Origin of the sequence: Nocardia sp. NPDC005978 (assembly GCF_040614455.1) — a bacterium.
Classification (GTDB): Bacteria; Actinomycetota; Actinomycetes; order Mycobacteriales; family Mycobacteriaceae; genus Nocardia.
Genome location: NZ_JBEXUS010000038.1, coordinates 49,354 through 74,874, shown reverse-complemented (window position 1 = coordinate 74,874; position 25,521 = coordinate 49,354). Strand labels below are relative to the sequence as shown.

General features: G+C 68.4%; 28 protein-coding genes. 17 read left to right on the top strand and 11 right to left on the bottom strand.

Annotated elements, in window-relative coordinates; all coding sequences use genetic code 11:
* Positions 1–59: 59 nt before the first annotated feature.
* Genes ABZ319_RS19255 through ABZ319_RS19245 form a run of 3 tightly spaced genes read right to left on the bottom strand, consistent with a single transcriptional unit; the run spans position 60 to position 1,855 of the window.
* Positions 60–1,043, bottom strand: a complete 984-nt coding sequence (locus ABZ319_RS19255) for a hypothetical protein (protein WP_354987781.1) — start codon at positions 1,041–1,043, stop codon at positions 60–62.
* Positions 1,040–1,300, bottom strand: a complete 261-nt coding sequence (locus ABZ319_RS19250; RefSeq protein ID WP_354987780.1) for a hypothetical protein — start codon at positions 1,298–1,300, stop codon at positions 1,040–1,042. Before ABZ319_RS19250 ends, ABZ319_RS19255 begins: the two co-directional genes overlap by 4 nt.
* 39 nt (positions 1,301–1,339) lie before the next feature.
* Positions 1,340–1,855, bottom strand: a complete 516-nt coding sequence (locus ABZ319_RS19245; RefSeq protein ID WP_354987779.1) for a PRC-barrel domain-containing protein — start codon at positions 1,853–1,855, stop codon at positions 1,340–1,342.
* A gap of 111 nt (positions 1,856–1,966) precedes the next feature.
* On the opposite strand from ABZ319_RS19245, the gene ABZ319_RS19240 reads away from it, so the two are divergent.
* From ABZ319_RS19240 to ABZ319_RS19195, 10 genes are all read left to right on the top strand, one after another.
* Complete coding sequence (locus ABZ319_RS19240; RefSeq protein WP_354987778.1) at positions 1,967–2,653, top strand: DUF4333 domain-containing protein; 687 nt, start codon at positions 1,967–1,969, stop codon at positions 2,651–2,653.
* Positions 2,654–2,846: 193 nt separating this feature from the next.
* Complete coding sequence (locus tag ABZ319_RS19235; protein WP_354987777.1) at positions 2,847–4,724, top strand: ABC transporter ATP-binding protein; 1,878 nt, start codon at positions 2,847–2,849, stop codon at positions 4,722–4,724.
* Positions 4,721–6,481, top strand: coding sequence for an ABC transporter ATP-binding protein (locus ABZ319_RS19230; RefSeq protein WP_354987776.1), 1,761 nt, complete (start codon positions 4,721–4,723; stop codon positions 6,479–6,481). The genes ABZ319_RS19235 and ABZ319_RS19230 overlap by 4 nt, the downstream gene beginning before the upstream one ends.
* A gap of 65 nt (positions 6,482–6,546) precedes the next feature.
* Positions 6,547–7,191 (top strand): helix-turn-helix domain-containing protein, encoded by a 645-nt coding sequence (locus tag ABZ319_RS19225; RefSeq protein ID WP_354987775.1) that lies wholly within the window; start codon positions 6,547–6,549, stop codon positions 7,189–7,191.
* 276 nt (positions 7,192–7,467) lie between these two features.
* Positions 7,468–8,586 carry a helix-turn-helix domain-containing protein gene (locus tag ABZ319_RS19220; protein WP_354987774.1) on the top strand — a complete coding sequence of 373 codons (1,119 nt, stop codon included), beginning with the start codon at positions 7,468–7,470 and terminating at the stop codon, positions 8,584–8,586.
* Between the two features lie 125 nt (positions 8,587–8,711).
* On the top strand, positions 8,712–9,695 hold the full coding sequence (locus ABZ319_RS19215; RefSeq protein WP_354987773.1) for a hypothetical protein: 984 nt from the start codon (positions 8,712–8,714) through the stop codon (positions 9,693–9,695).
* 34 nt (positions 9,696–9,729) lie between these two features.
* Positions 9,730–10,347: a TMEM175 family protein gene (locus ABZ319_RS19210; RefSeq protein ID WP_354987772.1), complete on the top strand. Its 618-nt coding sequence runs from the start codon at positions 9,730–9,732 to the stop codon at positions 10,345–10,347.
* A gap of 111 nt (positions 10,348–10,458) precedes the next feature.
* Positions 10,459–10,956 carry a DUF6069 family protein gene (locus ABZ319_RS19205; RefSeq protein ID WP_354987771.1) on the top strand — a complete coding sequence of 166 codons (498 nt, stop codon included), beginning with the start codon at positions 10,459–10,461 and terminating at the stop codon, positions 10,954–10,956.
* A 35-nt stretch (positions 10,957–10,991) separates the two neighbouring features.
* Entirely contained in the window at positions 10,992–11,432 is a 441-nt protein-coding gene (locus tag ABZ319_RS19200; protein WP_354987770.1) for a pyridoxamine 5'-phosphate oxidase family protein, read from the top strand.
* Between the two features lie 293 nt (positions 11,433–11,725).
* On the top strand, positions 11,726–12,235 hold the full coding sequence (locus tag ABZ319_RS19195) for a hypothetical protein (protein WP_354987769.1): 510 nt from the start codon (positions 11,726–11,728) through the stop codon (positions 12,233–12,235).
* 89 nt (positions 12,236–12,324) lie between these two features.
* Here the strand turns inward: ABZ319_RS19195 and ABZ319_RS19190 are convergent, their stop codons facing one another.
* On the bottom strand, positions 12,325–12,570 hold the full coding sequence (locus ABZ319_RS19190; protein ID WP_354987768.1) for a hypothetical protein: 246 nt from the start codon (positions 12,568–12,570) through the stop codon (positions 12,325–12,327).
* Positions 12,571–12,846: 276 nt separating this feature from the next.
* Positions 12,847–13,701 (bottom strand): helix-turn-helix transcriptional regulator, encoded by an 855-nt coding sequence (locus tag ABZ319_RS19185; protein ID WP_354987767.1) that lies wholly within the window; start codon positions 13,699–13,701, stop codon positions 12,847–12,849.
* A gap of 101 nt (positions 13,702–13,802) precedes the next feature.
* Here ABZ319_RS19185 and ABZ319_RS19180 point away from each other — a divergent pair, with 101 nt between their 5' ends.
* Positions 13,803–14,570: an SDR family oxidoreductase gene (locus tag ABZ319_RS19180; RefSeq protein WP_354987766.1), complete on the top strand. Its 768-nt coding sequence runs from the start codon at positions 13,803–13,805 to the stop codon at positions 14,568–14,570.
* A 123-nt stretch (positions 14,571–14,693) separates the two neighbouring features.
* Here ABZ319_RS19180 and ABZ319_RS19175 read toward each other — a convergent pair whose 3' ends face one another.
* Both ABZ319_RS19175 and ABZ319_RS19170 read right to left on the bottom strand, forming a co-directional pair.
* On the bottom strand, positions 14,694–15,377 hold the full coding sequence (locus tag ABZ319_RS19175) for a DUF6198 family protein (protein WP_354987765.1): 684 nt from the start codon (positions 15,375–15,377) through the stop codon (positions 14,694–14,696).
* Positions 15,378–15,447: 70 nt separating this feature from the next.
* Positions 15,448–17,214, bottom strand: coding sequence for an adenine deaminase C-terminal domain-containing protein (locus ABZ319_RS19170; RefSeq protein WP_354987764.1), 1,767 nt, complete (start codon positions 17,212–17,214; stop codon positions 15,448–15,450).
* A gap of 165 nt (positions 17,215–17,379) precedes the next feature.
* On the opposite strand from ABZ319_RS19170, the gene ABZ319_RS19165 reads away from it, so the two are divergent.
* From ABZ319_RS19165 to argS, 5 genes are all read left to right on the top strand, one after another.
* Positions 17,380–18,285, top strand: coding sequence for a LysR family transcriptional regulator (locus ABZ319_RS19165; protein WP_354987763.1), 906 nt, complete (start codon positions 17,380–17,382; stop codon positions 18,283–18,285).
* Between the two features lie 72 nt (positions 18,286–18,357).
* A complete protein-coding gene (locus ABZ319_RS19160; protein ID WP_354987762.1) occupies positions 18,358–18,627 on the top strand; it encodes a helix-turn-helix transcriptional regulator in 270 nt (89 codons plus the stop codon).
* Positions 18,624–19,166: a hypothetical protein gene (locus ABZ319_RS19155; RefSeq protein ID WP_354987761.1), complete on the top strand. Its 543-nt coding sequence runs from the start codon at positions 18,624–18,626 to the stop codon at positions 19,164–19,166. Before ABZ319_RS19160 ends, ABZ319_RS19155 begins: the two co-directional genes overlap by 4 nt.
* Before the next feature lie 124 nt (positions 19,167–19,290).
* A complete protein-coding gene (locus tag ABZ319_RS19150; RefSeq protein WP_354987760.1) occupies positions 19,291–19,656 on the top strand; it encodes a hypothetical protein in 366 nt (121 codons plus the stop codon).
* A gap of 89 nt (positions 19,657–19,745) precedes the next feature.
* Positions 19,746–21,506, top strand: coding sequence for an arginine--tRNA ligase (argS, locus tag ABZ319_RS19145; RefSeq protein ID WP_354987759.1), 1,761 nt, complete (start codon positions 19,746–19,748; stop codon positions 21,504–21,506).
* A gap of 30 nt (positions 21,507–21,536) precedes the next feature.
* On the opposite strand, the gene ABZ319_RS19140 is transcribed toward argS, so the two are convergent.
* Positions 21,537–21,950: a hypothetical protein gene (locus ABZ319_RS19140; protein ID WP_354987758.1), complete on the bottom strand. Its 414-nt coding sequence runs from the start codon at positions 21,948–21,950 to the stop codon at positions 21,537–21,539.
* Positions 21,951–22,198: 248 nt separating this feature from the next.
* On the opposite strand from ABZ319_RS19140, the gene ABZ319_RS19135 reads away from it, so the two are divergent.
* Entirely contained in the window at positions 22,199–22,759 is a 561-nt protein-coding gene (locus ABZ319_RS19135) for a hypothetical protein (RefSeq protein ID WP_354987757.1), read from the top strand.
* Here ABZ319_RS19135 and ABZ319_RS19130 read toward each other — a convergent pair whose 3' ends face one another.
* The 3 genes from ABZ319_RS19130 to ABZ319_RS19120 are packed head-to-tail and all read right to left on the bottom strand — an operon-like array spanning position 22,760 to position 25,212.
* Positions 22,760–23,452 carry a PAS and ANTAR domain-containing protein gene (locus tag ABZ319_RS19130; RefSeq protein ID WP_354987785.1) on the bottom strand — a complete coding sequence of 231 codons (693 nt, stop codon included), beginning with the start codon at positions 23,450–23,452 and terminating at the stop codon, positions 22,760–22,762.
* Positions 23,453–23,498: 46 nt separating this feature from the next.
* Positions 23,499–23,978 carry a response regulator gene (locus ABZ319_RS19125; RefSeq protein ID WP_354987756.1) on the bottom strand — a complete coding sequence of 160 codons (480 nt, stop codon included), beginning with the start codon at positions 23,976–23,978 and terminating at the stop codon, positions 23,499–23,501.
* A 46-nt stretch (positions 23,979–24,024) separates the two neighbouring features.
* On the bottom strand, positions 24,025–25,212 hold the full coding sequence (locus ABZ319_RS19120) for a SpoIIE family protein phosphatase (protein WP_354987784.1): 1,188 nt from the start codon (positions 25,210–25,212) through the stop codon (positions 24,025–24,027).
* Between the last annotated feature and the right edge of the window lie 309 nt (positions 25,213–25,521).

The following is a 25,521-nucleotide window of genomic DNA, read 5'->3' as shown; positions in this document are numbered from 1 at the left end:
ATCCGCCGGGCGGCACATTCCCTCGGACGGCCGGCTGTAACGCCACCGTCCGAATTCACCTACACGGGCCGCCCGTGCCCGCCGCCGAACGTGCGAGCCCGCTCGGCCAGCGTCGCCAGATGCGCACCGGCCGTGTGCCGCTGACCGCCCGCCGCGGCGACCGGCGCACCGGCCGTCCCGGTGGGGGCCCGGTGCGCGCCGGCCGCGGTCGTTCCGACCGAATGGTGTTGGTGCCCGCGGCTTCTCGTGGCCAGCATCGCGAGACCGCCCGCGGCGGCGGCGATCAGGAGGCCGATGGGCAGCGCCCACCACTTCGCGTTGGAGTCGGACCCGGTCGCCGGGGCGGGCGCCGCGCCCGACGACATCGAATCTCCGGGCGGGGCGCCGGGTGCGGAGACGTCCAGACCACTCAACTGCCCGGCGATGGCGGGCGGCGTGCTCACGAACCCGTCGGCCTGACTCCACTGGATCTGCACCGGCTCACCGTTCTGCCCGGTGAAGCTCTGGCTGTACACGCCGTTCGCGAGGGTGGTGTCGCTGGTCGGCGCGCCCAGCACTCCGTCGGTCGCGTTCAGTTCGGACCACGCGGTGCGGATCGGGCCGCGCACCAGCCACGCCCCGTTCTGCGGGCTCCACTGGATGGTGGCGCCGTCGGGGGCGGAGAACTCGCTGAAACGGGCGGTGCCCGCGACCGCGACGTCGGACTCGTCATTGGTGGGGTAGCCGACGGCGTCCGCGCCGCCCAGGGCGAGGTACTTGTCCAGGATGGCCCCGTACATCACCTTCGCGCCGGTATCGGCGGAGTAGATGATCTTGCCGCCGCGATAGTCCTGCGCGGCCCCGTCCGGGCCGAAAGCGTAGACGGCGCCGACCTTTTCACCGAGTGGCGTGGCGGCTCCACCCTTGTCCGTGTAGTGGGCGTCGATCGCGGCCTCCGCGCCCGCGGGCTGCGCCGTCGCGATCGTCGCGGTCAGCGACCCGGCGCCGAGCAGCACCGCGGCGAACGCGGCCGCGCCGGCGAACGATCTCTTCCATCCGCTCATGACTCCGCTCCCGTCTTGGGCCGCGTCGCCAGTCCCAGCGCCGCGGAGAACGCCGCGCCCACCGCGCCGCCACCGGCGACCTGGGCGAGGATCTGGCCGAAGTCCAAACCGCTCCCGGTGGTGGATTCGATGATCGCGCCGGTGATTCCGCCACCGATCGCCCCGGCGAGCCCGTGGACGAGCGGCCCGAACGGACTCCTCGATCCACCGATACCGCCGCCGACGACACCGCCGAGCAAACCCAGCAGCCATTCCATGATTTCCTCCTGGTAGTCAGCTGATTGGCGAGTGAAAAGCTATGCGCGCCCGTCGTTCTCCTCGAGCCACACGCGTTCGGTCTCGACGTACTCGGTGCGCGGCGCGCCCCGGGTGATCTGCTCGCCCTCGATCACGAGCCGCTCGTCGGCGATCGGCAAATCCTCGGCGCCGGTCCGGCCGCGCGTCAGCGGCTCGTCCGCGCGCCGGCGGATGCGCTGCGCCTTGGTGGTCGCGACGCCCCGCCGCTGACCGCCGCGGTAGTAGGTGATCAGCTCGCGTTCATCCTGCGGCTCGAGCTGTCCGTCGTGTTCGAGGTGCGGTGCGCCGCGCACCTGCTCGCGATCGACCCGAACGCGCAGGGAGTTGTCCACGGGCTGGTACTCGGCGCCCTCCAGCGGGGCCAGTGCCTGCTCACCGCCCATTCCGGTCGACACCGCCGCCCACGTGGCGATTCCCGATTCGTTGTCGAGGTAGAAACCCTCGACGTGCCCGATCTCGGCGCCCGCGGCGTCCCGCACGGTGCAGCCGATCAGTGATTCCAGCGTCTTCGCCATGATCCGTCCTCCGGTCCGGCGGCGACTCGGTGCGGGGTCGACCCCGCTCGGAGCGCCGCGTTGGAAACGATCTGGTCAAGCATGCTGCGATAACGCGCATACCCGGCCGGGATGCTGTCAAACATCCAGCAAACATTTCCGGCGGTGAGATGCGAGGTTTCGCGACAGCGCGGCGGTCCGGATGCGAATTGGTTGCGAAGTCGATCTTTCCTGGCGAAAACCGGGAGGAAAGCCCCGGCATCGGCCATAAAATTGTCTATGCGGAAACTGATAGCTGCTCTGCCCCTCGTGTTCGTCCCGATACTCGTGGCCGGATGCAACTCGGGGCCCGGTTCGGTGAGCAAAAGTGACGTGGAATCCAAGACCGGTAGCGTATTCCACGATACGTCGCACGAAGACGCGAAATCCGTTGTGTGCGAAGGTGATTTGGACGCCAAGGTGGATGCCACCCAGAAGTGCGCCATCACATCCGGGGACGGCCAGACCTGGTCCGTCCTGGCCAAGGTAACCAAGGTCGAGGGCGACACCGCCTACTACGACCTCGACATCACGGACAAGTACGTCGCTCCCGACGACGTGGCAAGCAATGTCTCCAACTTTTACCAGGAACGGGTAGGTACGGCCCCCAAGGCCTCGACCTGCACCGGCCTCCTTCGTGGAGCCACCGGTACCAAGATTCGCTGCGTGGTAACCGAGGCCGACGGCACCCGCTGGGGCGTCACCGCGACCACCACCAACGTGGAAGGCGACCAGGTCAACTACGACATGATCGTCGACGACCAGCCGCTCGCCTCCTAGTCCCACCCGCCGAAGACCCGACATCCTCCGGGGTGCCGGGTCTTTCGTGTGCCGGGGCCCGGTGAAGGTCTTGCGCGGCATGCACCCCGGTCATATTCTGAACGCCATTCAGTATTAAGTATGGCAAACCTAAGTTCACTGCCGACCGCGGTGGGTGCCCGCTGCGTGGGTAAGTGCCTGAACCAGGAGTGATATGACCGCGTCATCGCCATCGGTCGCCGCGCCCGACGAGCTTCGCCCGGATCTCCCGCCTCGAAGACCCGACCCGGACCCGGCCGACACCAAGGCCCAGCAGCGGGCCGGCGCGCGGGCGCTGGCCGAACTGATGAAGCCGGTGTCGGCACAGCTGACGGTCGCCAGGCTGCTCGCGGTGCTGTCCGGCGTGCTCGCCGTCGTGCCGTACATCGCGCTGGTGCGGATCGGCGACGTGCTGATCAGCGCCCATGCCGCGGGCGTGGCGGTGGACGGCGCGGAGGTGACGCGCTGGCTGCGAATCCTGCTCGGCGCCTTCGGCCTTCGGCTGGGCGTCTACTTCGTCGCGCTGCTGGTCACCCATCTGGCTGACGCGCGGCTGGGTCACCTGATCCAGGAGCGCATGGTGCGCCGGTTCGCCCGGGTGCCGCTGGCGTGGTTCACCTCGACCAATTCCGGCCGGGTCCGGAAAGCGTTGCAGGACGAGATCGGAACCATCCACCACCTCATCGCGCACCAACCGGTGGACGGTACGAACGCCGTCGTCATGCCGGTGGCGCTGACCGTGTACGCGTTCGTCATCGACTGGCGGCTGGGCCTGTTGTCCGTGGCGACCCTGCCGCTCTACGTCGGCGCCGTGCTGCTGTCGATGCGCGGCATGGGGGAGAAGACCGTGGAAATGGACAGGCGGCTGTCCACCGTCTCGGCTCGTATGGTCGAGTTCGTCACCGGTATCTCCGTGGTCAAGGCCTTCGGCCGAGTCGGCAAGGCGCACCGCAACTATCAGGAGGCCGCCGACGACTTCAATCTGTTCTACCTGAAGTGGGTCCGGCCGCTCATTCGTGTATCCGCCCTGGGCACCTCGTTTCTGGCGGTCCCGCTGGTGCTCACGATCAATATCGGCGTGGGATCGGTCCTGGTGCACGGCGGTTCGGTCACCGCGGCCGACGTCCTGGCCACCGCGCTCATCGCCCTGCTGATTCCGTACGCGCTCGAAGTGTTCATGAACTCCCTGTGGGCCCAGCAGCTCGCCGGCGGCGCGGCGCTGCGCATCACCGACCTGCTCGAGACGCCGACGCTGGCCGAACAGGACGGGGCGGCCGTTCCGGTGTCGAATGAGGTCGTCTTCGAACGGGTTTCCTACTCCTACCGCTCCGGTGCGGAGGCCGCGCTCGCGATCGACGACGTCAGCTTCACCCTGCGCGAGGGCACGGTCACCGCCCTGGTCGGACCCTCCGGCTCCGGGAAGTCGACGATCGCGACCCTGCTGGCCCGCTTCGACGACCCGCTCTCGGGTGTCATCAGCATCGGCGGCGTGCCCGTCGGCGAGGTCCCGGACCTCTACTCGCGCGTGGGATTCGTGCTCCAGGACGCCCAATTGCTCGCCCTCAGCCTGCGCGACAACATCGCCCTGGGCCGCCCGGACGCCACCGACGAGCAGATTCGCGACGCCGCCCGCGCCGCGCAGGTCCTCGACGAGATCGAGGCGCTGCCGAACGGATTCGACACCGTCTACGGCCGCGACACCGGGCTGTCCGGCGGTCAGGCGCAACGCATCTCGATCGCCCGGGCGCTGCTGGTCGACGCGCCCATCCTGGTGCTCGACGAGGCCACCGCCCTGACCGACCCCGAATCCCAGCACGAGATCCAGCAGGCGCTCTCCGCGCTGGTGCGCGGCCGGACCGTGCTGCTCATCGCGCACCGGCCCGAAGTGATCAAGGGCGTCGACCAGATCGTCCTCATCGAAGTCGGCGGCATCCGCGCCGCCGGCACCCACGACGAGTTGCTGAGTCAACCCGGTTACGCGCGATTGTGGCAGGCGGACAACGGAACTCGACCCGCCGACGGCCGGGCGCTGACCACGGGAGAGCCGCGATGAACCTGCCCCTGCTCGACATCGTCCCGCGCATGAGCCGGATGATCTCGCAACCCGAACAACTGAAACCCGCCCTCGGCATCAGCGTCGCGGCCGGGCTGATCGAGGGCCTGGCCCTGGCCGCCCTGCTGCCGACGATCAGCACGCTCGCCCAGGACGCGCCGGTGTGGGGCCTGGGCCTGACCGGATGGCTGTGGGTCCTGGGCGCGCTGGCGGTGGCCAGCTTTGCCGTCAACTACGCGCAGAGCCGCGCCAATTACGCTGTCGCCCTGGACTTCCTGCGCAGCATCCACCGGCTCACCGGCGATCAGGTCGCGAAACAGCCGCTGGGCTGGTTCGCCCGCCCGATCGCGGGCAAGCTGTCGCGCATGGTCTCCACCGAGCTGATGTCGGCGGGGGAGATCTTCGCGCACATGTTCGGCCCGCTGGTCTCCAGGATCACCGCGGCCGGGGTGATCATCATCGCCGCGTGGCTGTGGCATCCGCTGCTGGGTTTGATCATCACCGTCGCGGTGCCGATCTTCGCCGTGATCACCCTGCTCTCGACCGATCTCATGCGCCGTGGCAAGGCGATTCACGAACCCGCCGAGATCGAACTGGCGGGCCGCATCGTGGAATACGCGCAATGCCAAGGGGCGCTGCGCTCCACCGGCCGCAGCACCGACTTCCCGCCGCTGACCGGCGCGCTCGATCGGGCGTACGCCGCCAAGAAACGCGGCCTCTGGCTCGAATCGGCGGGCATGCTGCTCAGCGGCATGATCACCCAGGGCGTGGTGGTCGCGCTGATCAGCGCCGCGGGGTCCCTGGCGGTGGCCGGCACGCTGGAACCCGTTCCCGCCCTTGCCTTCATCGGCCTGGCGCTGCGCTTCTCCTCGACGGTGTCCGCCATCACCGAGGCCGCCATCGCACTGGAATCGCGGCGTCCGCTGCTCGACGCGCTGGACGAGGTGCTCACCGCCGAACCGCTGCCCGAACCGGCCGTGCCCGCCGTGCTGACCGCGCCCGGCACCGTCGAATTCGAGAACGTCACCTTCGGGTACGCGCCCGGCGCGGAACCGGCACTGCGCGAGGTGACGCTGACCGTGCCCGCGGGGTCCATGATCGCCCTGGTCGGCCCGTCCGGCAGCGGCAAGACCACCATCGCCCGGCTCATCAGCCGGTTCTACGACGTCGGCGCGGGCACCGTCCGCGTGGGCGGCGTCCCCGTCGCCGAGCAGACCGGCGAGCAGCTGATGGCGCAGCTGTCCCTGGTCTTCCAGGACGTCTACCTCTTCGACGACACCCTGGCCGCCAATATCGCCGTCGGCCGCGCGGACGCCACCGAGGCGGAGATCCACCGGGCGGGCGACCTCGCCGGGGTGCGCGAGATCGCCGAACGATTGCCCGACAGCTGGGCTTCGCGGGTCGGGGAGGGCGGGCGCGCACTGTCCGGCGGCGAACGCCAGCGCGTGGCCATCGCGCGGGCCCTGCTCAAACGGGCGCCCATCGTGCTGCTCGACGAGGCCACCTCGGCGCTGGACGTGGAGAACGAAGCCCACGTCGTCGCCGCGATCGAGCAGCTGCGCGAACAGGCGACGGTCATCGTCATCGCCCATCGCCTCGACACCATCGCCCGCGCCGACCTGATCATCCAGCTCGACTCGACCGGCGCCGTGGTCGCCCGGGGTACGCATGCCGAATTGCTCGCCGCCGCGGGCACTTACGCCAGATTCTGGGAACACCTGCACGGTGCCAAGGGGTGGCAACTGGCAAACCATTAGCCTGAACGCATGAGCGAACCCAGCGTGGAACCGACGAAATCACCGGTCGCCGGCGAGCTGTCCGCGTGAGCTCACCCCGCTGGGCCGCCGGGAAGAAGGTGGGCCGCAAACCCGCCTTCACCCGGCAGGACATCATCCGGGCGGCTATGGACGAGGGCCTGGACACCTTCACACTCGCCGCCATCGCCGACCGGATCGGCGTCGGCGCTCCCGCGATCTACCGCCTCTATCCCTCCCGCGACGACATCGTCGTGGCCTGCCTGGACGTCATCGCCGCCACGATCAAGCTCCCCGAACCCGGTATGGACTGGCGAGATACGTTGCGGCAGTGGGCGAACGAATGCTGGCGCATCTGCGAGGAGAATCCGCGGCTGCCGCTGGTGGTCTACTCCTACGCGCCGGCCTTCACCCGCATCGCCGAGATTCTCGAGGCCTACGGCGCACACCTGGCCGAGCATGGCGTCACCCCGGGCCAGACCAGCTTCGCGCTCGACTTCCTCGGCGACACGGTATTCGCCTGCCACCTCGGCGTGCAGGCCATGCGCACGACCGACCCCACCGGCGCGAGCGGGCTCGATCAGGTGCGCACGGCCCTGGCGGACAAGTCGACGATTCTGCAGCCGCGGGAGTCGTGGCAGCAGCGCGGGCTGACCGACCTCAAGATCGATTTCATCATCACCGGGCTCGAACACAACTGGCCCGAGGCCTGATCGGATCGCCGCGAGCCGGCCGATCCCGCGGCTGACCGCCCGATCGGAGGGGCATCGAGTCGAACACGGCCGCCGGACTCGGCGCCGCCTGCGCCCGCCGCCGTCACCGGATGGCAAGCTGGACGCCGAAGGGCAGGCTGGGCCACCTCGACGTTGCGGAGTTTTCATGAACGATCGCAGCACCACAACCCCGACCGAATCATGCTCCCGCGCACACCGATCAACGGCTGTCAGCGTGCCGGGCACCGAGGGGGCCGCGGCGCGGCCGGGTCGTCGATGACCGAATTCGGCGTCGCGGATTCGAAGACCCTGGCCCAGGAACTCTGGGATCGGTTCCGCCGGGAGATTCCCGCCTACGCGGACATCGACGAAGCCGACACCGTCCCGTCGATCACCGCGGCGCTGATGCGCCTGGATTCCGCCGTGCGTGCGCGGCGCGACCTCACCGACGAGGAGATCGAGCAGTTCCACGAATACGGCGCGATCCGCGCCCGGCTCGGCGTGCCGCTGGAGGCGGTGCTGCGCGGGTGGCAGATCATGATCGCCGAGATCATCGAACGGGTCGGCCACAATCAGATCTGGGTCGACCGGCCCGGGTCGACCCTGATGACCGTGCTGGTCGCGCTGCTGCGGGTGTCCGACGCCGCCACCGTCGCGCTGAGCGCCGGGCACCGTGACACCGCCGCACAGATCCAGCGCCGCCGCGACGGCCTGCGCGATGATCTGATGCGGGGGATCCTGTCCGGCAGGTTCGGCCTCGACGAACTGCGCAGCCAGGCGCAATACCTCGGGTTGCGGCTGGATCAGCGCTATTCGGCGTTCCGGGCCATCGGCTCCGAGCCCGAGCACACCGAGTGGCGAATCCGCCAGCAGCCCGCGTGCCGTCCGCCGCAGGGTTTGACCGCCCTGCTGGACGGTGACGTCGTGGGGTTCTTCAGCGGATCGATCGGCCCGGACGTCGACGACGAGTATCTCGGGATCGGGCCCAGGGTCGAACTCGACGAGCTGTTCCGGTCCATTCGCATCGCCGGTCGCGTCGCCGAAACCGCGCGATTGTTCGGGCGTTCCGGGCGGCACACCCTGATCGAGCTCAGCATGCGCGCGGCGGTCGTGGGTGATGTCGAGGTCGGGGCGGCCCTGGCGGAGCGCTATCTCGAGGCAATCTGCGACGCGGACGCCTCACCCATCCTCGACACCGTCGACTGCTATCTGTCGGCGGGCATGAACGCCTCCGAGACCGCCAATCGCATGTTCCTGCATCACAACACCGTGCGCTATCGCCTGGCTCGATTCGAGGAGCTGAACGGGGTGAGTCTGAAGGATCCCGAGATCGCCTTCCAGGTGTGGTGGGCACTGCGGTACCGCGAGCTCGGCTGGTCCCGGCCCAAAACCTGACAACGCGTCCGGCCGGACCTTGTCAGAAATTACGAAGGCCCGCGCGGCGCATCCGGGTTGTCTGGAAGGTAGCTGTTCAGGAACGGGCAACCGGCTCCGGTTACCGAACTCGGAAAGTAGCGATGATGATCGACAAGCCGAAGCTGCAACACGCCTTCGAAACCGCGATCGACATGGCAGTCCGAGCGCCGTCGATCCACAACACCCAGCCTTGGCGCTGGCGCGTCACCGCCGACGCCGTGCACCTGTATGCCGACACCTCCCGGCATCTCCCGGCCACCGACCCGACCGGTCGAGCCCTGGTCATGAGCTGCGGGGCAGCGCTGCATCACCTGCGCGTGGGCCTCGCGATGCTGGGCTGGCACGCCGGCGTGCGCTACGTTCCCGACCCCGGGGATCCCGATCTTCTCGCCGTGATCACCGCTACGCCCCGCGCGGCGACCCCCGCCGATATCGAGAGCGCGGCGGCGATCATGCACCGCCAGTCCGATCGCCGCGCCTACGATCCGCGACCGGTGAACGCGGCCATGCTGCGCGGCATCAGCTCGGTGGCCCCCGCCTTCGGCGCGGCTGCCCGGCTCGTGCCCCCGCAGCTGCGCGGCGCGCTGGCCGAAGCCACCCATACCGCGGTCGCGCGGCACGCGCGGGACGGCGACTACCAGCGGGAGATCACCATCTGGAGCGGCCGCCACGGTGACGCCGACGGCGTGCCCGCGGCCAACACGCCGCCGATCCGCGAGGACGGTGAGATCCTGCTGCGCGCGTTCGCCGACCCCGAACTGGCCGATCCCGCCGACGTGGTCGACGGCGCGCAGTGGTTCGTGATCGGCACTCCCACCGACGACACCCAGGCCCGGGTGCGCGCGGGCGAGGCGGTCTCCGCGATCCTGCTGACCGCGACCCGGTCCGGCCTGGCCAGCTGCATCCAGTCCGAGCCCCTCGGGATCCTCGACCTGGGCGCGGACCTGCGCTCGGAGGTACTGCACGACTGTGCGTTCGCGCAGACGATGATCCGGATCGGCTGGGCCCCTCGCACGGCCGCGCCCCTCCCGTTCACTCCCCGCCGGCCGTCGGCCGAGGTGGTCGACGAAGAGGTCGTGTCCTCGTAGTTCGCGCGGCCTGTTGTTGGGGCACAATGCCGGGATGGAAGCCGAGAAGGGGCTCGAGCGGCTGGTGAACTTCAGCGACGCGGTGGTGGCTATCGCGGCGACGCTGCTGGTGCTGCCGCTGGTCGACGTCGTGGAGGACGCGGGCGACACCGGGCTGCGGGAGATCTTCGTCGACCACCGCGGTGATCTGGTGGCGTTCGTGGTGAGTTTCGCGGTGATCTACCGGCTCTGGCTGCTGCATCACCGGTTGTTTCGCACCCTGCGCGGCTACAACACGGCTCTGCTCTGGACGAATCTGCTGTGGCTGATGAGCATCGTCTTCCTCCCGGTTCCCACGAAATTGATTTCCTCGGGCGACGGTTTCGGCCGCGACGCGACCGCCCTCTACCTGGGCACGATCGCGATCGCGTTGCTGGCGTTGCTGATTCAGCGCTGCGTGATCGCGGCCTCACCCGCCCTGCGGGGAGACGTGACCGACCCCTCGGTGCTGTCCTCCGTGATCGCTGCGGGAACGGCCGTTGTCGCGTTCGCCCTGGGTCTGGTGTTCCCGCAGATCGGGTTGTGGTTCCTGATGCTGTTCGTGGTGAGTGGTCCGCTGGGTGCCGCCGTCGAGAATCGGTGGCGTTCTTCGGCCGGCCGCCAATCGGTTTGAGGTTGCGCCCGCGGGCGGTTCTCGGCCCGAGCGGGGCCCGTTTCGCCCGGCGCGGCACGCTTCCTGGCCGGAAAGGTTCGAATCCGGGCGTGGCAGTAGTACCTTCGAGCCATGTCCGATCCCCACTACAACTATGGTCCATCGAACCCGCAGTACCCTCCCGCGGAGGAGACGCCCTCCCCGGTGAACTTCGGCCGGCTGTGGGCCGGGGGCGTTGGTACGGCCGTCGTGGCCGCGCTGTTGGTCGTGGTCGCGATCATGCTCGTGCGCGGGGTTTTCGGCATCGCGATCCTGTCGCCGGAGGGCGCCGGTGCGTACGGCTCCGTCTCGACCACGTCCTACGCGTTGGCCGCGGCGGGCGCGGCCCTGCTGGCGACCGCCCTGCTGATGACGCTGCTGCTCGCGATGCCCAGCCCGCTGACGTTCTTCACCTGGATCTGCCTGCTGCTGACCGCCGTCGCGGTGATCATTCCGTTCACCCTGACCGCCGACGTGGATGCCAAGATCGCTACGGCGGCCATCAATCTCATCGTCGGCATCTGCATCACCTCGATGCTCGGCACGGTCGGCTCCGCGACCTGGCACCCCCAGGCCCGCCCGGAGTACTGATCGCCACGCCGCCCGCCGGGTGACATGCTGGTCCCATGGCGACCTGGGACCAGTTCGAAACCGAAGCCCCCGACCTGGCCGCCCGGGTGCGCCAGCGCTTCGAGGCGCACAAAACCCACGTCCTGGCCACCCTGCGCGCCGACGGCTCCCCCCGGGTGAGCGGCTCGGAGGTCGAGTTCATCGGCCCCGACCTGATGTTCGGCTCGATGCCCGGCGCGATGAAGGCCCACGACCTGCGCCGCGATCCCCGCTGCGCGATCCACGCCCACCCCGCCGACGGCGACGCGAAGGTGTCCGGCGCCGCGATCGAGATAACCGGCCCGGCGAAGGCGGCCTACGCGTCCCCACCCGGCGTCCACGACTACCGCCTGGACCTGACCGAGGCGGTCCTCACCTCGGTCGACGAGGCCACGGAACTGCTGATAATCCAGTACTGGCGGCCGGGGAAGGGTGTGTCGGTCACCAAGCGGCGATGACACGAATGACGAAGTGCCGCTGCGATTAATTCGCGGACCCCACTTTCACCGTGGATTCGTTGCGGGCGTGGGCGGTGTCGGATGCGCGGATCTCTGACGAGCTGAAAGTCATGCAGGCTGCCCGCGTCGCTCTCGGCGACATACTCTGCGCCCGCAGGCCTCCGCACGGCGCGCGTGATACCAAGAGCCGGGGCCGGGCTGGCGGGAACGCCTGAAGCGTTCGCTGCTGTCGGTCCGGACCGATACGGTGGCGGCACAACCGAAGGCGAACTTCCCGAGGAAGGTCAACGCAGGTGAATGTGTTGTCGCATCCGGCCGTCGCAGTCGCTGTGGCCGCCGTAGGAGGTTGTAGCGGCGCCGTCCACGCGGTCGCCGCTCTCGATCGAGTTGAATTCGTTCTGGTCCTTGTGCATTCAGATCGTGGACGGGTGATGGTCTTCATTACCGCGGACGGAGCCGGGCAGTGGACCGCCCCCAAGGTGATGATCGGGCAGGCTCATCACTCCGCACCGCGCCCGCTGGAGACTCGGGCGGCAATGCCGATCCAGCGTCTGTCGACCAAACGAGCCGGTCCACCGGCTCTTCCGGGCTCCGGCCCGATCTGGACCTGGTTCGCGATGACAGGCACCTGTGCTCCAGACGCACACACGGTCACCGTCGAGTCGAGCGTCGATCGCGTGCAGGTCGTGCCGGCCTCCGACGGCTTGGTGATCGCGGCCATCCGAACGGGCCCCGACGACGACCCGAGGATCACTGTCCGAACCCACGACGGTCGCCGGCTGTCGGTTGCACACTCGCGCTGACTTTTTCGCCCGCACTGCAGGTGCGGCCGGATTCTCCAGCGCCCCGAACCATTCCGTTCGGGGCGCGAGTCGGCGCTTTCCGAGGAGCGCTACGCGCTGGAGAGAACTCCGATCAGGATTCCGAGCGGAAGAGCTATGGCCAGCATCAACAGATTGGCGTAGATGACACCCCGCATCACCGCGGACGCGATCTGCTCGGTCGGCACCCCCACCACGTACACCGGCTGGATGCCCGGCGGTAGGTCGACCTGCTGTCCGTTGAGGACGAACGGACCGGTGTTGACGACCTCGCGTCGCCGGAGTTTCGGCTGACTCAGCGGATTAGTCTGTGACACAACCATATTCAGGTGCTCTTTCGTGTTGCGATGCTCGGCGACCGAAAGCAGTCTGGGCTGCAGTCCCCCTGACAGGAGTCGTCGCGCGAGCCATCCTGCTAGCGGTAGGGGCAACACGCCAGAGGTGAGACAACTTCTGGCACAGGAAGTCATCAGTTCACTGAAGATCATCACTCGAGACAGGCAATCACCGACGCGGCGAGCTGGCCGGGGACGTGCCTTCCTCCTGGACGACGCGGGTGGCGGGGCGCTGCTCACGCACGCCGGCAATGCTTCTCAGTGTGGGGCGAACTGTTCGTGGCCTATCACCGCGAGGAGGTCCAGGGCTGTTCGGGAACCGGGGCCGGGTTCGGACACGTGCAGGACCAGGCGTTGGCCGGGTTCGGGGAGGGGGAGCATCGTGTAGGAGAGGTCGACCGGGCCGATCGTGTCGTGGCGCAGGCGCAGGTGGCCGTCCTGGGTGCTGCCGATGTGGTGTTGGTGCCAGATCCGGTCGAACAGGGGGCTCGTGGCGCGGAGCGTGGTCACCAGGTCCGTCCAGTCGGGGTTCTCGTCGAAGCCGGTGGCGTCGGCGCGCGCGTTGGAGATCAGGAGGCGGCCCAGCCGGGTCAGATCGTCGCGGTCGAACCGCTCCCGGGTGCAGGACCGTCCGAACAACTGCCACAGCATGTTTCGTTCGGGGGCGGGCAGGGCCAGCAGGCCGCCGTACAGGACATCGGCGAGGTGGTTGCAGGCCAGGATGTTCGACATCGTGTCGAGCACGAGGGCGGGCATCTGGGGGATGCCGTCCAGAATCGCCTGGGTTCGCGGGTTCAGGTGTCTCTCGGCCGCACGGCGGGGGTGGGCGCGGGCCGCGAGCCGATGCAGGTGCTCGGACTGCTCGTCGGTCAGCAGCAACGCCGCGGACAGTGATCGCAGGACCGCGGCCGACGGCGTGTGGGCCCGTCCCTGCTCCAGCCGGGCGTAGTAGTCGGGGGTGATGGCCGCCCGCACCGCCACCTCCTCGCGGCGCAGACCCGGTGTGCGCCGCCGGTACGGCCCGGAGGCCAGGCCGACGTCCTCGGGCCGGACCTGTTCGCGGCGCGCCCGCAGAAAATCGCCGAGCCTGGTGCTCCGAACCGGATCCGTCATGCCATCAGCCTCTCACCGCGCGGCTCGTCGTGACAGGACCGGCCAGTCCCAGGCTGAATCGTCCACTGGTGCAGCCGGTGTGCGCCGGAGATGGTCGTGGCATGGGACTCCTCGACGACAAGGTCATCATCATCTCGGGTGCGAGCCGCGGCATCGGCGCGGCCGCGGCCCGCCTGTTCGCCGCCGAGGGCGCGCGACTCGTCCTCGGCGCGCGGACCGAGGCGCCGCTGCGCCGGGTAGCGGATCTGGTGCGCGAATCCGGCGGCGTGGCCGTGCCGGTGATCGCTGACGTCACGACCCGGTTGGGCGCCGATGCGCTGGTCGAAGCCGCCCTCGACGCCTTCGGTTCCCTCGACGGCGGCTTCTACAGCGCCGGGATCGGCCGCCCGGACGCCGGCCGGTTGATCGACCTCGACGAAAAGGTCTGGGACGAGATCCACGACCTCAACCTGCGCGGGGCGTGGTTGTCCCTGGCCGCGCAGATCCCGCGGCTCGCGCGGTCGGGCGGTGGCGCGATCGTCATCGCGAGCAGTGTCGGCGGGCTGGTCGGCGGGTTCAGTGACGGTGCGTACCAGGCGTCGAAGCACGGCCTCGACGGCCTGGTGAAGGCGGCGACGGCCGACCATGCCGCGCAGGGGATTCGGGTCAACGCGATCGCGCCGGGCGTGACGACCACCGACGACGTGCGGGCGATGCTGGACACGGTGCCCGATGTCGCGGCCGCGGCGTTGCGGGCGATCCCGGCGAACCGGTTCGCGGAGCCGGCCGAGGTGGCCGAGGCCGCCGCCTGGCTGCTCAGCGACCGCGCGGCCTACATCGCCGGTGTGACGCTTCCGATAGACGGGGGCATGGTCGCGGTTCGGATGTGAGCCAACCGATTTCGGTCGGATACCCTGTGCGCCACAATGATCCGCCGCACCACCCCGCTGGAGGCGATGCGGCGGATCATCGGGGCAGGCGTCAACCCGCCGAACCGCTCGCGGCGCACAGGTTCAGCCGGGAGAAACGGCCGTCCGCGCCGAATACCGCTTGAACAGAAAGAAATACAGCCGCACATACTGCCCGACCAATATCGCGTTGATGATCGTGCCCTCGCGAATGAAGTGCGGTGCACCGAGCAACGCGAGGCCGATGCTCGCCGAGAGCGCGAGCAGCGTGCAGTCGAAGACCGTCTTGATGTTTCCCCATTTCCAGCCGGTCTTGCGCTGAATGGTGTTGACGAACAGGTCGATCGGCATCAGCACCAGGTTCGCGCGGATCATCAGGAAAAGCCCGAGGGCCAGCATCGCGTCGGCGAACACCAGCAGCATGACTTTCGCCGGGTACGGCCCGATGTGAATCCAGCTCGTCGCCGCCAGATTGAAGTCGAGCAGCAGCGCCAGAACCAGCGCCGGGATGATCGAGAGCAGATGCGCGGGCTTGAAAGCCCTGGGCCAGACCAGGAATGTCAGCACCAGCATGATGATTTCGAGGATGAGGTTGAAATTGCCCTGGGTGAGCCCGGGGAAGACCAGCGTCATCGTGCGCGTGAGGCTGCTCTGCGGTGAGATCCCGATCCCGGCCCGGATGGCCAGGCTCAGACCGAGCGTCAGCACGTAGATCCCGGCGACGTAGGTGATCCAGCGCCGCACCTTGTTTCCGGTGTCGACTACTCCCTCGTCTTTGTCGTACAGCATGGCGGTCGGTTCCCTCGTTCTCGTCTGCGCGGCGAATTGCTGTGTGGGTGAGTTGTTTCGGTAGCCGGCGCTACTTCATGAACCCGAATCGGTCCAGGGAGATGAACAGGGTCAGCAGCTTGTTGACGACCGGCTCACCCTCGTTGTGATTCCCGAGCGTCGCCAGGGCAGCGTCGATCGCCCGGGTCGCGTCGACGAGTTCGGTGAGGTTCATATCGGCCATCACGCCGTAGAAATCGAGCGGCAGTGCGGCTTTCACCTGACCGCCCGAGGTCACGACGCAGCCGCCCACCTGGGCGTCCAGCCGTCGCAGGTTGTCGCGCATCTCGCCGCTGTCGGCGCCGACCACCACGAAGTACGCCGACGGCGCGGGCCAGAACGTGGACACCGCTCCGCCCTCGATCGACACGCCTTTGAACAGCCCGTTGACGATGTGCCGCTCGCCGTGCGCGTAGCGCTGCACCACCGAGATCCGGTTCAACGGCACGCCTTCGTATTCCGGTACGACGGCGCCATCGCGCAGCGGCACCCAGATCTCCTGTGCGAACTTGAGATGACCGCGCCCGTACACGTCGAAGAGCAGAACCTTCGCCCGCTCGCCGTCGGCCGACACCTCGATCGGGGTGAGATCGAGCTGCTCCGCGCGCAGTCCGTCGAGGCCGGGCCGGGGTTCGGTGGCCAGCGCCGAATAGTCGATGCCCACCGCGTGAATCAGCTTGCGGTCCTTGGCGACCAGCTGCCCGCCCTTGAAGACGTACCGGGGATTGATCCGGGAAAGACTGTCGGTGAGCACGATGTCGGCGAATCGCCCCGGGCTCAGCGAGCCGAGATCGCGGTCGCGATGGAACGAGCGCGCGGTGTACAGCGTGCCCATCTTGATTGCCTGAATGGGCGGCATTCCCATCTCGATCGCCAGCGAGATGACCCAGTCGATGTGCCCCTGCCGCAGCACCCGATCCACCGAGATGTTGTCGGCGCAGAGCTGGAAGTTCTCGGCGGGCCAGCGCCGTTTCACGATGGCGCGCAGCATGGTTCGAATGACCTCGGGACTGCCGACCCCGAACTTGATCTGTGTGTTCAGCCCGTACCGGACGCTCTTCTCGATGTCCCCCTCATTCCAGACATCGTGATTGTTGTCCACCCCGATCGCGGGCATGTAGTTCAGCAGCGTGTCCGAGAGCGCCGTCACGCCCCAGTGGCAGTTCACGACCCCGGCGTTCGCCCGTCCCAGCGCGGACTTGCGGAAGTCGTCGGCATTGCCGGTCATGTAGGACAGATGCGCCAGTTCCCCCAGGCCGATCACCGGATCCATGCCCAGCATCGCCTCGGTGACCGCGGTCGAGGTCTTCTTGCCCGGTGCGAAGGCGTAGAGCCGGTAGGGGAGTTTGTCGTGGTCGGTGAACAGCGCCCGCGCCGCCTCGACCGCCTCGTCACCCGCCGCGCTGGCGAAGTCCAGGGTTTCGCCGAACACCGTGGTGGTCCCGCTGGGCACGATCGCCTCGCCGAAGGCGGCGGGATGCGCGAGCTGGGATTCGAAGTGCAGGTGGGCGTCTATGAGACCCGGGATCGCGTAAAGCCCTTCACCGTCGAAGGTTTCGCGAAATCGCACGATCGATTCATCCGGATTCAGCGCGATGATGCGCTGCCCGTGGATCAGCAGCGAGCCCGGATACACCGACTCGGTGTGCACGTCGAGAATATGCAGATTGCGCAGCAGCAGATCGGCTTCGCGCTCACCCTCGAGAATGGCGAAGACCGTCCGGACGTGTTCGTCCTGCGCGGAAACATCTGTGGCAGCGGTGAATTGGGTGGCGGTACTCGAATCGAATTCGGACATGGCGGATCCTCGTCTCGGAGCTCACGTACTTGCAGGTGGGGAGGCTGATTCGGATATCTCCCTCGACCTGTTCTGATAGAACTCGACGACGACCGTTGCTGACAAGCATGCGTTTTCGCGCGACCTGTACTCTATTTTCGAACGGTATGTCAGGGAGGTAACACGGTGCTCCACTCGCGATTGCTGCACTACATCGACGAGGTGGCGCGGCTGGGATCCATCCGTGCCGCCGGCGCCGCGTTGCACGTCGCGCCCTCGGCGATCAACCGTCAAATCCTGCTGCTGGAGGCCGAGCTCGACCAGCCGCTGTTCGAGCGGCTGCCGCGCGGCATGCGGCCGACCCCGGCCGGTGAGGCGCTACTGGCGCACATCCGGCGAACGCTGCAGCAGTATCGCGAGACGGTCGCGGACATCCGGGATCTGCACGCGCTGGGCAACGGCGAGGTCGTGATCGCCACCATGACCGGGCTCGCCAGCGGTGTCGTCGCCAATGCCGCGGCGGCGTTCCACTACCGGCATCCGCAGGTCCGGATCTCGATCCGGACCATGACTACGCCCGAGGTCCTGCGCGCGGTCGAGAACAGCGAGGCGGATCTGGGCCTCGCGTTCAACGTCCCGACCTCGACCCAGATCGAGGTGTGCTGGCAGATGAACGCGAAGCTGGGAGTCGTTGTCTCCCAGTATCATCCGCTCGCCGGCATGGAAACCATCCCGCTCGCGCAGTGCACGCCCTACCCGCTGATCTTCGCCGACCGGTCCATGGTCATCCACGGCATCGTCGCGGAGGCGTTCCTCGAGGCGGGTCTCGACGTGCAGCCCGCGTTCCACACCAATTCCATCGAGACGATGAAGCGGCTCGCGGTGTCGGGCGACGCCATCGCGTTCCTCAGCGAGTTCGACATCGCGGAGGAGTTGCGTGACGGCCGACTGGCTTTCCGTCCGGTCCGCGATGCCTTCAGCAACAATGTGGTTTCCCTGGTCCGGCGCGAGAAGCACGCCCACGGCCTGGCCAGTCTGCTGCTCGTCGACGAGATCGTGAGCGGATTGCGCCCGGAGCCCGGTTCCGACTAGCGCCTGAGAACACCCGCCTCGGGCTGGGATATCCGGTTGACAAGATGTTGGGTTTTTACAACACTATGTTGTGTGAGCCCTGTCAGAAGGGGAGAAACCCTCCCGATTTACAACCGGATTGCGGTGCTGCGAGCCGTGCACAAGATGAGTCGCGCGGCGCTGGCCGACGCGGTGAACGTGAACGTGCAGACCATCGGCGCGCTGGAACGGGGCGATCACTATCCGAGCCTGGATCTCGCCATGCGGATCTGCGATGTGTTCGAGCTGCCGATCGAAGCCGTGTTCGCGCGTTCGGAATTCACGCCGCTCGCGGCCGAGATGTACACGAAAGGACGGCCATGACCACCATGACCAACGGCCTGCTCGACCGCTATCAGGATTATCGGCTGCGGCGCTGGCTGATTCAGGAACAGCGCCTGTCCGGCATGCTGCCGGGCTGGCGGACGCGCGGCCGCCGTCGCGGCCTGGTCGTCACGGTGGCCGCCGCCATCGCCGTCATGTTCGTCACGGGCCTGCTCTGCGCGTTCGACCTGCGCCTGGCCGCCCTGGTCCTGCTCCCCGCCACGGTGGTCTTCATTCCGGCCTGGGGCATGCTGCGGATCGTGTCCCACGTCCAGGACACCGCACCGACCGCGACGCTGGACGAGCTGGAGATCGCCCAGCGCGAGAGCGCCCGCTCCATCGGCCTCACGGTGACCCAGACCTTGGCACTACCCCCGGTGATCTACCTGATCTTCGTCTCGAGCCTGGTTCCCCACGTCAGCGCGTTCCAGTCGGCCTACGCCGGCGGCGTGATGGTCCTGGCGACCCTCCTGGCGGGCGGCTGCACCCCCGGCATGATCCTGGCCTGGAACCGCTCCGACCCCGACCCCGAGTCCTGATCCCGAACGGCAACGGCCCGTGCATCATTCGGTGCGCGGGCCGTTGTCGTCCGCACGAGATCTCGTGCAGCCGGGTGTTGTCGGGGTCTGACTCGCCTGTCAGGGTGGAAGCGTGACGATGTCGATGAAACCAACTGCGGCGGAAGTGATCACGGCCGGTGGCTGGAGCCCCCGCTACGCGCGAGTGCTGGTTGTCGAGGGCAACGGAACCCGGGCCCTGGCCCTGGTCGACACGAACGGCGACGGCCGGGAGATCAACGAAAACCGTTACTGGCGCGAGGAATCCGGCAGCTGGCATTCCGGCTCCAGCTCCGGTTCGGTCCCCAGCCGCCCCGCAACCCACCCGTTCGGTTTCTGGCGGGACGAACAGGGTGTGGTGAGTGCCTACGGGCGAACCGCCACCGCCGGACCGGTGACCGTCGAGGTGGATGACCGGCTCATCGAAGCCGTTGCCACCGAAGGCGGTTGGTGGGTGTGGCTGCGACCGTGACGGCCGGCGCCCGCGGCCCCGAATAACCGCTGGCGGGCGTTGAGATACTGGACATCCTGACTCGTCGTCCCCACCGAGAGGTCTCCCGTATGAGTGCTCCGACCGTGCTTCCGCTGCTCGCGCAGGTCGCGTCCGCCGTCGCGGACGCGATCGTGCGAGCCCGCCCGGACATGGCGGGAGCGGATCCGGTGGTGCGCCGATCGGACCGGGCCGACTTCCAATCCAATGCCGCACTGCCGCTGGCCAAGCGGGCCGGGGAGCCGCCCGCTCGGCTGGCGGCGGACCTGCTCGACGGACTGTCCGGCGATGAGGTCATCGCCGAGGCGCTGGCGGCGGGACCGGGCTTCGTCAACATCACCATCGCCGACGCCGCGCTCTGGGCGCAGGTGGCCGCGCGGGCGGCCGATGCGCGGCTCGGGGTGGGGGAGCCCGCGACGGGTTCGCGGATCGTTATCGACTACTCCGCGCCGAACGTCGCCAAGGAAATGCACGTCGGCCATCTGCGGACCACGATCATCGGTGACGCCCTGGCCCGGGTCTTCGGGTTTCTCGGCGGCGAGGTGGTGCGCGCCAATCATCTGGGTGACTGGGGAACTCAGTTCGGGATGCTGATCCAGTACATCGACGAGCATCCCGAACAGCCTTGGCACACGGCAGCAGTCGGCGCGGATGCGACCGTGTCCACCCTGGACGGCCTCTACCGGGCGGCCCGGGCCGAGTTCGACGCCGACCCGGACTTCGCCGATCGGGCCCGGACCCGGGTCGTCGCCCTCCAGGGCGGCGACGCCTCGACGGTGGCGCGCTGGCGGGAGATCGTGGCCGAGTCCGAGCGCGCCTTCGGTGCCATCTACGACCGCCTCGGCGTGCTGCTCACCCCGGATGACTACGCCCCGGAATCCTTCTACAACCCGATGCTCGCCGATACCGTCACCGAGTTGCTGGACAAGGGCGTCGCCACGCACAGCGACGGCGCGATCGTCGTGAAATCCGAGCGGGTGAACGGCCCCGACGGCACCCCGGCCGTACTCATGGTCCGCAAGGGCGACGGCGGATACGGTTACGACACTACGGATCTGGCCACCATCCGCTACCGGATCTCCACCCTGGCGGCGGATCGGCTGCTGTACGTGACCGACTCCCGTCAGGCGCTGCATTTCCAGCTGATCTTCGAGGCCGCGCGGCGCGCCGGCTGGCTCACCGGCGCGGTGACGGTCGACCACGTCGCGTACGGCACGATCCTGGGCCCGGACGGCCGGCCCTTCAAAACCCGTGCGGGCGGCACGGTCCGGTTGACGGACCTCCTCGACGCCGCGGTCGCCGCCGCCCGGTCGGTCGTGGCCGAGAAGAATCCGGGCCTGCCCGCGGCCGAACTCGACGCCATCGCCGAACAGGCCGGAATCGGCGCGGTCAAGTACGCCGACCTGTCCACCGGCCGGGTCAAGGACTACACCTTCGACCCCGCGCGCATGACCGCGTTCAACGGCAACACCGGCGTCTATCTGCAGTACGCGCACGCCCGGATCCGCTCGATCCTGCGCAGAGCGGGTGACCCGGGCCCGGTTCCGGTCGATGTCACCGTGCCGCTCGACCCCGCCGAACGCGCCCTGATCCTCACCCTCGACGATTACGCGACCGTCCTGGACGAGGTCGCGCGCACCCTGGAGCCGCATCGCCTGGCCACCCACCTCTACGAGCTGGCGACCGTGTTCACCGAGTTCTACGCCACCTGTCCGGTCCTGACTGCCCCGGAACCGTTGCGCGACAACCGGATAGCGGTCTGCCAACTCGCGGCCCGCACCCTCGCGCACGGTCTCGGGCTCCTCGGCATCGCCGCGCCGGCCCGGCTCTGACGGCCGCCGGGCCGAACCGCGGGGCGGCGCTCAGCTGCCCGAGCCGGAGGGGAGGATGCCGGTCAGGGACCCGGTGTCGATGCCCCGGGTGACCTCGACGACGACGGACTTGGACGACGAGCCCTGGGTCGCGACGAAGGTGTACGTGCCCTTGGCCGTCGGCCGCCACGTGCCGGTGGCGCCGCTGCGTTCCCGGTCCGGGTAGTCGTGGCGCTCCATGGCGACGGTCTTGCCGTTCACGGTCACCACGATCGGGAGGGTGTAGCCGGTGCCGACCGTCGCGACGACGATCCGGCAGGTCTCGCCGACGGCGTCGCACGCGAGGTTCTCGATGAGACCGGTGCTGACGGAGAGGGCTTCCACCTCGGCCGAAGCGGTCGGCGCCAGCACCGCGGGGAGGATCAGCGCACCGGATGCGACGGCGACGATTCCTGCGATTTTCATGGGGGAGATCCTCGGCTCTGCACGGTGGAAGTGGTCGCCCTCCTGTCTACTGCGCACCGGAACCCGCTGCGAGGCAGGACATTCTCAGTCTTCCGAAGTCCCGCCCCGGTCCACTACGATCCGCCGGCCGATGCTCACCCGCCGGTCGTCGGCGGGGCGGCGAAACACACCGGCCGGATTGAACCCGGCAACAACGGGTACGCGAGCGATATGACCGGTTTCGATGCTGCGAGGAGGGGCGCTGAACAGTGAGTGATCGAATCGGGGAGGTCATCGCGACGCGGATCGTGACCGACGGCGACCGGCCGGTGCTGATCGAGGTGGGTATGCCCGATCACACCGCGAACGGCCGCGGGTGTTCCGGCTTCCGGATCGAGGGTCTCGGTGAATACACCGTCGACGGCGTCGATGAGATGGCCGCGCTGTACAACGCGCTCTTCGAGGTCGGCGAGGTGCTCGAGCGCGCCAACGACAACGGCCACGACTTCCCCGTGCCCGGACCGTCCGCCATGGATTTTCCCGCGACCCCGAGCCGGAGCCGGATTCCCGTGCCGACCGCCGAGCCTGCCGTGTGCCAGGTCATCGCCTTGCGCATTCTCATCACCGACGGCGAGCCGGTCGCGGTCGAGATCGACCGGCCGACCCGCGCGCGGGAACGCCCGTACTACGTCTGCAGCTTTCGTGTCGATGGCAGGCGCGAGGCGGTGGCATCGGGCTTCGACGAGATCGAGGCGCTGTTCACCGCGCTGCGGATGATCGGCGCCTGGCTGGGGCTGCCCCAGGACTGGCCCCTGACCCGCGCCTCGTGATCAGTCGCGCCGGATCCGCTCGTGCAGCGTCAGCAGCCGGTGATCGAACCGAGTTCTGAAGTGCGGCAACTCGTTACTGAGCGGCCGGAGTTCGGCGACCAGCTGGGTGGCCAGAGCCCGCAGCTTGACGTTCGATTCCTGCGAGCGCCACCGCAGCAGCCGGAACGCCTGGTCGGGGGTCAATCCGTAGACGAGCATGAGCGCGCCCTTGGCCTGCTCGATCGTCTGCCGGCCCTCGTACGATTCGGCGAGATCCTCGGCGACGTCCTCGACGAGATCGGTCACCTCGATGTAGTAGCCCTTGGTGCCCAGGACCTCGTCCCGGTCGTCGACGATCATGTCGGCGACCGCGATCACCTCGCGCTCGTATCCGGCGGTGTCGATGATGCGATGCCGGCTCGAGAAGGGCTCGCCGTTCTCGATCATCGTGGTGATCGCGCCCGCGACCCGGTCCCGATCGTCGGGGTGCTGATGCGCGAGCAGTAGTTCGGTGGTCGGCTCGACCTCGCCGGGCGCGTAGCCGTGCATCGCGGCGACCTCGTCGGACCACTCCCAGCGTTGTTCGGCGAACCAGAAGCTGAAGCCGCCGATGGGCTGCTGGGTGCCCGTGCCGATGACGGCTTCGGCATCCGCGACGCCGTCGAGCGTGGAGATCTGCTCTGCTTCGGCATCCGGCGGGGTTGCCTGTTCCATGTCGGTCACCGTTCCAGTGTGCACGGGCGGGGTTGTCCCGCGGAAATCAACTGCGGTCCGAATCTCGGCGCGGTACCTGCTCAGCGCCGTTCCCCGGCAGCCGGACGACCTGAACGAAGAACTCGTCGATGTGCTTGATGGCGGCGATGAACTGGTCCAGATCGACCGGTTTGGTGACGTAGGCGTTGGCGTGCAGCCGGTAGCTGCGCAGGATGTCCTCCTCGGCCGCCGATGTGGTGAGAACCACCACCGGGATGTGGCTGAGGTTGGGATCGGATTTGATTCGCGAGAGCACTTCGCGGCCGTCGTACTTCGGCAGGTTCAGATCGAGCAGGATCAGATCCGGGCGGGCGGCATTCGCGAATTCGCCCTCGCGGTAGAGGAAGTCCAGCGCCTCCTGGCCGTCGCGCACGACGTGCAGGGTGTTGCCGATCTTGTTGTCCTCGAAGGCTTCCCGGGTCATGAGCTCGTCACCGGGGTCGTCTTCGACCAGCAGGATGTCGATGGGGCGGGTTGCGGGTGTCATGTTCGGTGGGGACCTTTCGGGAGTGTTGTCGGAACAGGGGAGGCGGTCAGCGCCATCGCAGGTGCACGACCGCGACATCGTCGTCGAATCCGCCGCTTGATTCTGCGGCGGCCTCGACACGGCCGATCAGCTCGTCGACGCAGGCGGACGCCTGGTCGGCCGTCACGCCGTTCGCGATGCCCAGCAGTCCGTCTTCACCGAGTCGTTCGCCGTCCAGGCCGATGCGGGCCTCGTACAACCCGTCGGTGAGCAGCATCAGCGCGTGGCCGCGGGGGAGCGTGAGCTCGGTCACGGGCCAGACGACCCGGCCGGGGAGGATGCCGAGCGCCGGTCCACCGGCGACCTCGACCCAGCGCGTGCCGCCGGGAGAGCGCACCAGCATGCCGGGATGGCCCGCGCGAATGACCTCGATCGTTTCGGTCCCGGGCCGGGCGCACAGCACGGTCACCGTCGCGAAGGTGTGCCCGACCAGCCGCTCGGCCAGCAGGATCCGCTCCAGCAGCGCCAACTGCTCGACGCCGGTGATTCCGCTGAAAACCAGGGTGCGCCAAGCCAATCGGAGCCCGACGCCGATCGCGGCCTCGTCCGGTCCGTGGCCCGCGACATCGCCGATCAGCGCGTGCACGGTGCCGTCGGCTTCCTGGACGACGTCGTAGAAGTCTCCGCCCAGCAGCGCGCTGGCCCGCCCCGGCCGGTAGCGCGCCACGACATCGACCACGGGCTCGCCCCGGAACAGCGGCTTGGGCAGCAGCCCGCGCTCGAGCCGGGCGTTCTCGGCCGCGCGCAGATTGCTCACCCGCAGCTCGGCCGCCGTGCGCTCGGCCTGCTTGCGCTGAATCGCGTAGCGCACGGCTCGCCCGAACAGCTCGGCCTCCACCCGGCCCTTGACCAGGTAGTCCTGCGCGCCCGCGGCGACGGCGGCCGAGCCCGCCTGCTCTTCGTCGAGACCGGTCATCACCACCACGGCCACCTGGTCGGTGTAGTTGCGCAACCGCGCCAGCGCGTCGAGGTTCTGGGAATCGGGGAGATTCAGGTCGAGCACGACGCAATCGGGCAGGGCCTCGGCCAGCCACGCGCCGGCCTCGGCGAGCGAGCGCACCCATTCCAGGGTCAGGCCCGGCGCCCCGTCGGCCATCAGCTCCTCGACGAGTAGGGCGTCACCGGGGTCGTCTTCGATCAGCAGTACGGTGGGCTGCCGCCGCGAAGGGGTCGAGGCATCGATCGGCGCGTCGATATCGACGGGAACCGGCTCCGGCGCGGGTGCGCGAACCGGTGATCGGCCAATGCCGTTGGCACCGCCCCCATCCGATGATGAGGACAGGGGTGAGAGGTCTACCGCCTCGAGGGCGCGCCGCAACACGCGGGCTCCGATCCAACTCGTATGACGTCATGAACGCACGTCGAATGAACTCATTGGCGGGTTGTTGGACCGTTGAGCACACCGAGCCTAGCCGAGATGTGGCATGCGGCATGAATCTCCAGCTGAACGCGATGCGGCCGGACGGCGGGCGGCGGTGACGCGGATTCGGCCGGGAATCAGGGC